The organism is Amycolatopsis sp. NPDC003676, from assembly GCF_053587275.1.
Genome location: NZ_JBSFNS010000049.1, coordinates 53,293 through 60,969, shown reverse-complemented (window position 1 = coordinate 60,969; position 7,677 = coordinate 53,293). Strand labels below are relative to the sequence as shown.

Sequence of the window (7,677 nt, the reverse complement as noted above, 5' to 3'; positions counted from 1 at the left end):
GGGCCGCGCCGCCGATTGAGCAGGCCACAACCCAGCGCGAACCGCAGCCCGGCCGCACCTGACGCATCGGCCACCCCGCCGCGTGGACGATCGCCAGCCCGGCCTGGCACCGCGTCGCCTGCCCGGATGCCGCTGAACCGGCGTCCCTCCACCGAAGCCGAGGCAGCCGCGCTCGCGTCCGGAATACGGCTCGCGAGGGTCACTGCCTCGCGCTGGCCCGGCCCGGTCGCGTCCACCACCGAGCGGTCAGGTGCTCAGCGCGTCCGTCCGGGTGATGACCCATCTGCCGAACAGACCGCCAACACGGACGACAACTCGGCTCGGCGGAGCCCAGCACGCTGCCCGCGCAACAGACAGGTGACCGGCCAGTCCCCCAGGCCGGCCGGTCACCCCTGCCTGCGGCAAAAGCACCGCGCGACGGGCCGTCGCCACCTCGCGGCGCACCCGTTCACCCACCCCCGCGAGGGTGGAAAATTCCGGGCGCAGCAGATCGAATTCCCTGCTGTGAGGCGATGTGCAAGCGCTGTGAGGTTGCTGTGCATCCGGCCGCACGGGATGCCTGGCGGGCGTCGGCATGGTCATCTTGAAGCGTGAGAGTCAACGTTTCCCGGACAGCGCTGATCGTCTGCGCGGCGGCGGCGATCGTGGCGACCGGCGGCGCCAACGCCGTCGTCGACACCGCTGACGTCACCGGCCCGGCGAGCCAGCCGAGCGGCACGGGCACCCCCGCCGTCTCGACCGGCGATGATTCCCGCGGCACGGCGGCAGCCACCTCGACCGGCAACACCGGTGCCTCCCCCAGTGCTCCCGCCACCGGCGGCACTGGCACGTCGCCCGGCGCTTCCGCCACCGGCGACAACGGCACCTCCCCCAGCGCATCCGCGACGGCGACGGCGAGCCGGACCGTCGGCGCGCTTTTCTCCGGCGGCAACCACTTCTGCTCAGCCAGCGTCGTGCACAGCCCTGCCGGCGACCTGCTCCTCACCGCCGCGCACTGCGTCAGCGGCGACATCTCCGGCGTCACCTTCAAGCCCGGCTACCACGACGGCATCGCCCCGTACGGCACCTGGCAGGTCACCGCCGCGATCACCGCCGACGGGTGGAAGTCCTCGTCCGATCAGGACCTCGACTTCGCGTTCCTCAAGGTCGCCCAGCCCGGCTCCGCGAGCCTCGAAAGCCTCACCGGCGCCAACCAGCTGGGCACGAACCAGGGCTTCTCGCACACGATCACCCTCACCGGCTACCCCGACGGCACCGAACAACCAGTCGTCTGCACCGGCACCACGACCCAGTCCGACGCCTTCCAGCAACGAGTCGCCTGCCCCGGCTTCCCCGACGGCACCAGCGGCGGCCCGTGGGTCGTCAACCAAGACCCGAACACCGGAACCGGCACCGTAATCGGAACCATCGGCGGCTACCAAACCGGCGGCGCCACCCCGGACGTCTCCTACAGCGCCTACTTCGACGACGACATCGCCCAGCTCTACAACTCGGCAATCAGGTGAATCACGGCCGCGAGCAGTTTTGTCCGTCGAGGGCGAAGCACCTGAAGATTCCTGCATCCGACGCCATCGGAATACTCGAATTCCGCGGGGACGCCTGGTTTACCGGCAGCGAAAAGCGGCGAATCCAGGTGCCCGTCGAGCGTGTCGACCGGTATCCCGAGGTAGCGCGGGCCGGCGAACTCGCGAGAGGCTGAGGCTGTCCCGGTCGGGGAGAAACCGGGGCATCGCCTGAGCACGGGGAGGGTGCGGAGCATGGCGATCAACCGAGTTTCGCGGAGCATGGCGGCCGCGAGCGGGTTCTCGGTCTTCCTGGCGTTGGCATTGTCCGGAGCGAGCGTTTCCGCTGCCGAGGAAGCGGCCACCGCGTCCGCGACCGCCGCGCAGAACGAGCGCAAGCCCGCACCGGCGGCGACCGCGCCGAATCAGGAATGGCAGCAATGGTTCGATAAGTACTACCCGATCAACGGGTGGCGCGCGGAGGAAGCGGCACGGTATTGGACGCCCGCGCGTCTGGCGAAGGCCAAGCCAGTCGTCTCCGGACACGGCGTGGACGGCGCGGCCGCTCCCGGGAACCGGATCCCCACTGGCAGCGAGCCGTTCGACGGCTACCCGGTGACCGGACAGCTCGTCACCGCCAAAGGCGACCGGTTCTGCACCGCGAGCGTGGTGTCGAGCCCGGGCCGGAATCTGCTGCTGACCGCGGCGCATTGCCTGGTCGGGGGAAACGGACAAGCCCCTGGCTTTCATTCCGCAATCGCGAGCCGGCCAGGAGCCGTTCGGCCTGTTCGCGGTCAAGCCCCGCCACATCTGGACCGACCCGCGGTATGCGAATCTCGGCAACGAGAAGGCCGCGCGGTGGGATGTCTCGTTCCTGGAGCTCGAGCCGCAAGGCGGCCGCAACGTCGAGGACGTCGTCGGCGGTCTGCGGCTGAGCACCGACGCGGGCTTCGATCATCCCTCCGTGCATCTGGTCGGCTACCCGGGCGACGCACCCCGGCCATTGCGCTGCACGTCGGCCACGACGAAGTTCAGCTCGCCGGGACCGTGGCCCGGGGACTTCCTGAAGATCTCGTGCGACGGCTACAGCGGCGGCACGAGCGGCGGGCCGTTCATCACCAACTTCAACGGCAGCACCGGCGATGTCATCGGCGTGATCGGCGGTTTCCACGACGGCGGCCCCAGCGACAACGAGTCCTACAGTTCCTGCTTCGGCGCGGATGCCCGGAAGCTGTACGACACCGCCGTGGCCGGTTCGGTTCCCAGCCCGCCCGCGGGCGGTTTGCCGCCTGCCTGGGTGTGGCGGCAGCACGAACGCGGCATCGCGCCGGGGAATTTCGCGGCCGGAAGCAAGCTCGACAGCAAATTCAGCGACCTGGTCGTGCGATGGGAGGACGGCGAAGTCAGCCTCCACCACGCCGCGGGCGATGCCCGGTTCGACACCGAGTACACCCTCGCCGCACCCAACGAGCTCTGGAAGAACGCCGCGAGCATCACCGCGGGCAGGTTCGCCGGCCGAGCCACCGACGACCTGCTCGTCCGCTGGGTCGACGGCGAGCTGACGCTCTACCCCGGAGTGGACCAGTCCGGCTTGCACGGCGAAATCCAGCTCATGGCGCCGAACGACCTGTGGAAGAACGCCGTGTCGATCACCGGCGGCAGGTTCAGCGTCGCCGACCCCCGGCGCAACGACCTGATCGCGCGCTGGACCGACGGCGAACTCACCCTCTATCCCAACCTTGACCAAGCCGGTTTCCACGGGGAGAAACACCCTCGCCGCGCCGAACGAGCTCTGGAAGAACACCCGAGCGATCACCAGCGGTGACTTCTCCGGCAACGACGCCTGGGACCTCATGGTCCGCTGGGTGGACGGCGAGGTCACCGGCTACCCCGACATCGACGACACCGGTCTCCACGGCGAACACCGCGTCCAGCCGCCGAATACCTTGTGGACCAACGCGATCACTCTCGCCGCGGGAAACTACGACGGCAACGACCACCCAGACGATCTGCTGGTCCGCTGGATCGACGGCGAGGTCACCGTGTACGTCGACTCGGGCACACAGCTCGGCCGGGAAAAGATCCTCGTCGTTCCGAAGTAGCCCGGCGACAGACAGCGGCCGCCTCCGCTAGCCGGAGATCCTCGAAGCGGCGGCCTCCGCGACCCGCCTGGCGAACGCGCAGTTCTCGGTCTGATCCGGCGCATCGGAGACCGGAGTCGAGTCCGCGCTCAGGTGGGCCAGCGGGCGCAGGCTCACCAGGACGTCGCAATTCATCGGCGCCTGCCGGAACGCGACCACCTTGGCGTCGCGCCCGCGGATCTGTTCCCGGCTCACCTCGACCTCGGTCAGGAACCCGCTGTCTTTCGGGAGGTCGGCGTCGTGAAAGGCGAGGTTCAGCTCGGCGTCGTCGCCGGTCCACCGGCATCGGGCACGGCGGCTGCCGCCCATCTTGTACGGCCGGTCCCAAGCCTCGCCCGGACCGGTCAGGCCGAGGGCCTGCTTGTCCGCATCGGTCAGCAAGGCGCACAGATCCGCGCCGGTGAAGTTCCTCGCGGACGGCGGCATCGACACGCTGCCGGCCGGAGGTGCCGGGCTCGCCGCTCCGACGCTGCTTTCCGGGGAGCCGCACGCTGCGAGAGACGCCAGAACGGCCATGGGAAGGAATCGCACCGGCAGCGTTCTGTTCATTTTTCCGCCTTCGACAGTGAATACCTGAAACGGGCAATCCAGATGTCGCACCCGGCGGCCATTCAACCACGCCGCCGAGACGATCTCCACCGCGTCGCGAGCAGAGCCGTTGCCTCGGAATCTTGTTGGCACAAGGCCAAATCACCGGCCAGGCGAGCGATGGCGTTTCCGTCGAAGCGACGGCGGTCGCACAGCGTTTTTCCTGCGGACGAAATCGCCGCAAATAGCTGCCCCGACCGCCGAATCCAGCCGAATAGAGAATTGAAGGGCGCGGTTTCCCCCGGTTTGGCAACGCGAGCCGTTGCGTGGCCGAGACCGCGGGAACCGAAAGTGCTTCCCGCTCGGAGCGCAGCGCCTGCCGACGACGTCAGTTGCCAGCGCCCCGGCATCCGATGTCGAAGTCCTGGCGCTACCGTCGGAAATTGACCGGATACCGGTGGTCGCGGCGTTCAGGAAGCGCGGCAGAGAGTGCCCAGAGTGGTCGGACACTCAGCGGGCTGCCCGCGTCCGCCGGGCGGCTGGCCGGATTCGCCCCGCGTGCCGTCGACGGCCCGGCCCGTCCGATCAGTTCGAGCTAGGCGGCGCGGCCGGTGCCTGATGCAGCGAAAGATTCTGCCCGGCCTTCTCATCCGCAGCCCAGGCTCCGGACTCCGCCGTCCACGTCTGACCGGCGAAGCTCACCCGGTCCACGCCCAGTTTCGCCGCCCGGGCCACCAGCCAGCTCGCGATTCGCCAGCCTTCCGCGGCCGGGTGCGCGCCGCTCAGGCGAGCAGTGCCCAGTTCGGCGTTCGCCACTGTCACCAGGTTCGCGGGCGGGTTCAGCGTCAGGTTGCGGCAGGTCAGAGCCGCCGGGTGCTGGCCGGTCAGTGCGCCGGTCAGCGCGGTGGCTTCGTCTTCCCACTGGGCGTACGCGTCGGGCGCGCCGGAGCGCTGCACGGCCTGCGCCGCTTCGGTGATCGGGATCGTCTGCCAGTTGTCGAGTTTCGCCAGCTTCTTGTAGAACTCCGTCGCCGAATAGACCGGGTCCTGGAGCTGGTCGGGCGTGCCCCAGCCTTGGCTCGGGCGCTGCTGGAACAGGCCGATCGAGTCCCGGTCGCCGCCGCTCAGGTTGCGGAGTTTCGACTCCTGCAGCGCAGTCGCGAGGGCGACCGTGACCGCGTGCGAGGGCAGGCCCTGTTTGACGCCGACAGCGGCGATGATCGCGGCGTTGTTCATGGGTTCCGGCTGCAGCGTGTACTGCGGCGCGGAAGCGTCGTTCGGTCCCTTCGGCAGCGCGACAGTGCAGCCGGGGGTCTTCACCTCGTCACTGCTCGAGAACATGACCACCACGACGACCACCGCCGCGAGGGCCACGACGACCGCAAGAATCGCCGCTCGCACGCCACACCCGCGCACCCGTGCCCGCCCTTCCCCACTGCCCGCTTTAAGTGCACAGTCTGCCCGGGCGTCTCGGTCGCGAGGCGCTCGGGTCGGGTCAGCCGGCGTCGGGCGCGCCCAGGAAGATCGGGTTCGACATGGCCACCATGGCGTTCGGCGTCGTGGTCTTCGGGCCGCCCGACGGACGCCGCACCTCGACCCGGACCCAGCGGCTGTAGCGCGGGTACGTCGTCCACGTGACGGTCGCGGAGCCGGACTCCGGGACGGTCTCGCTGTGCTCCGGGCCGAGCTGGTCGAGGAAGGTCACGGTCGTGCCGGGCACTCCGCGAACGACCGCGCGCACCTCGACGGGCGTGCCGGTGCCCGCGACGAGCCGTCCCCCGATGCCCGCGGTGCGGCCCGCACCGGAGACGGAGAAGTCGAGCTGCACGTCCTTCGATTCGGCGAGCCAGGACCGGCCCGCTTTGAGCCCGGCGAGCAGTTCGGCCCGGCCGAGCCGGTCCGCCTGGACGACCGTGTGCGGCAGCGCGACGGTCTGGTCCGGGTTGTGCGCGTCGGAATCGCCGATCGCCGGGATGAACCGGCCGCCGCGCAGCAGGCCGTCCCAGTGCGTGACGCTCGCTTCGTCGTCCGCGGTCCACGGACCGTTCCAGACCTCGACGAGGTCGGCGATCTCGTACGCGAATTCGTAGGTGCAGCCGAAGCAGTTCGCGAACGGGTGCGCGGCGGTGACGAGACCGCCCGCCCGGTGCACCTGGTCGGTGAACCGCCGGAAGTCGCGCGGGTCGGCCGCGCGGTAGCGCCAGTCGATCCACGTTCCGGCCGGGACGCCGATCGCGGGCCAGTGCCCGGACCGCGTGGTGACCTCCTCGCCGTTCAGGATCAGCAGGTCGTCGGTCGCGTAGTTGCCCCACACCAACTGCGAGCTGGACGTGTTGTGGTCGGTGGACACGATGAAGTCCAGCCCGGCCGCCCGCGCGTCCGCGACCAGCTGCTCGGGCGTGCGCCTGCCGTCGGAGTGGACGGTGTGCAGGTGCGAGTCGCCGCGATACCAGGACCGGCCGCGATCGCGCGCAGGCGCGGTCTCCGGGGCCGGGTTCGGCTGGAACGGCTTCGAGGTGTCGCGGCCGAACGTCAGCGTGATGTCGACCCGGTAGTTCAGGCCCTGCGGCGCGACCGTGTACGGGCCGAGGATGACGTGCCAGCGGCCGGGCGTGATCGGTCCGGCGAGGTACCCCGGCGTCGCCTCGGCGGCGCTGATCGAGAACCGGTCGCGGAAACCGCCGGACCAGCCGCGGAAGCCGCGGCGAGTGCCCAGTTCGTGTCCTTCCGGCCCGAACATCCCGATGTCGCAAGCATTCCCGCGCGTTCCGGCGGGCACCGACGGCTTGTCGTAGGAATACACGACATCGATCTGCTTCACGCCGCGCGGGACGTCGACCGGAAGGTAGTACCAGTCCGGCACGTCCGGGCGGAACGTGCCGGTGACGGTCTTCGTCTGCTGCCCGGCGCCAGGCGCGGACTCCGCGAACGAGACGCCCGGCACCATGCTCATCGCCGCACCCGCCGCGACGACGCCGCCGGCCCGGAACAGGTTGCGCCGGTTGAGTTCCCCAGTGGACATGCCTACCTCCGCAGCAAAGAAGTCGCGCCGACGCTAGCCGCCGGAGCGACCCCCATCAACGACGCCGCGGTGAACACTCGGTGCCTCGCCGCGCGCGGCATCGACATTTCAGCCCAGCGGGCCTCGTCTCGCACGGAGTCCCCGAGGCCGCATCACGAACAGAGCTCCCGAGGCCCCGCCTCGACCAGAATTCCCGAGGCCGCGGATCGAACAGTGTTCGCGGCAACCGCTCGCGCAGGACCGCTTGCCCCGCACGGAATAACGGCGCACCGACCGGGGCGCCCGACATGCCGCGCGGGCGGCGCGAACGGCAGTGCGGGCGGCGCGAACGGCGGCGTGGGCCCGCGCGGACCTGGCGAGACGAAGCTGGAGACGGACCAGCGGCGGATCAGCTGCCATCAAGCAGCACACCGTGCGCCCGCCACAAAGCGGCGCACCGTGCGCACGCGGCCGAGCAGCGGACCGTGCCCACCGCCGCGAGCAC

The 7,677-nt window shown here is 70.1% G+C and carries 8 protein-coding genes and 1 pseudogene; 4 read left to right on the top strand and 5 right to left on the bottom strand.

Going from position 1 to position 7,677, the window contains the following annotated elements:
- The coding region (locus ACWDNU_RS26210; protein WP_449670838.1) for a hypothetical protein at window positions 1-239 on the bottom strand (239 nt) is incomplete at its 3' end.
- 351 nt (window positions 240-590) lie between these two features.
- Here ACWDNU_RS26210 and ACWDNU_RS26205 point away from each other — a divergent pair.
- Window positions 591-1,505, top strand: coding sequence for a trypsin-like serine peptidase (locus ACWDNU_RS26205; RefSeq protein WP_449670837.1), 915 nt, complete (start codon window positions 591-593; stop codon window positions 1,503-1,505).
- Here the strand turns inward: ACWDNU_RS26205 and ACWDNU_RS26200 are convergent.
- Complete coding sequence (locus ACWDNU_RS26200) at window positions 1,484-1,900, bottom strand: hypothetical protein (RefSeq protein WP_449670836.1); 417 nt, start codon at window positions 1,898-1,900, stop codon at window positions 1,484-1,486. The genes ACWDNU_RS26205 and ACWDNU_RS26200 overlap by 22 nt on opposite strands.
- Before the next feature lie 566 nt (window positions 1,901-2,466).
- On the opposite strand from ACWDNU_RS26200, the gene ACWDNU_RS26195 reads away from it, so the two are divergent.
- Both ACWDNU_RS26195 and ACWDNU_RS26190 read left to right on the top strand, forming a co-directional pair.
- On the top strand, window positions 2,467-3,327 hold the full coding sequence (locus tag ACWDNU_RS26195; RefSeq protein ID WP_449670835.1) for a hypothetical protein: 861 nt from the start codon (window positions 2,467-2,469) through the stop codon (window positions 3,325-3,327).
- Window positions 3,328-3,367: 40 nt separating this feature from the next.
- Window positions 3,368-3,604 (top strand): hypothetical protein, encoded by a 237-nt coding sequence (locus ACWDNU_RS26190; RefSeq protein WP_370936391.1) that lies wholly within the window; start codon window positions 3,368-3,370, stop codon window positions 3,602-3,604.
- Window positions 3,605-3,631: 27 nt separating this feature from the next.
- Here ACWDNU_RS26190 and ACWDNU_RS26185 read toward each other — a convergent pair whose 3' ends face one another.
- From ACWDNU_RS26185 to ACWDNU_RS26175, 3 genes are all read right to left on the bottom strand, one after another.
- Window positions 3,632-4,192: a DUF3558 family protein gene (locus ACWDNU_RS26185; protein WP_449670834.1), complete on the bottom strand. Its 561-nt coding sequence runs from the start codon at window positions 4,190-4,192 to the stop codon at window positions 3,632-3,634.
- A gap of 564 nt (window positions 4,193-4,756) precedes the next feature.
- Complete coding sequence (locus ACWDNU_RS26180; RefSeq protein WP_370936389.1) at window positions 4,757-5,572, bottom strand: hypothetical protein; 816 nt, start codon at window positions 5,570-5,572, stop codon at window positions 4,757-4,759.
- Window positions 5,573-5,666: 94 nt separating this feature from the next.
- Entirely contained in the window at window positions 5,667-7,193 is a 1,527-nt protein-coding gene (locus tag ACWDNU_RS26175; protein ID WP_449670833.1) for a CehA/McbA family metallohydrolase, read from the bottom strand.
- A 303-nt stretch (window positions 7,194-7,496) separates the two neighbouring features.
- On the opposite strand from ACWDNU_RS26175, the pseudogene ACWDNU_RS26170 reads away from it, so the two are divergent.
- Window positions 7,497-7,677 (top strand): annotated as a pseudogene (locus ACWDNU_RS26170) (hypothetical protein); the annotation flags it as partial.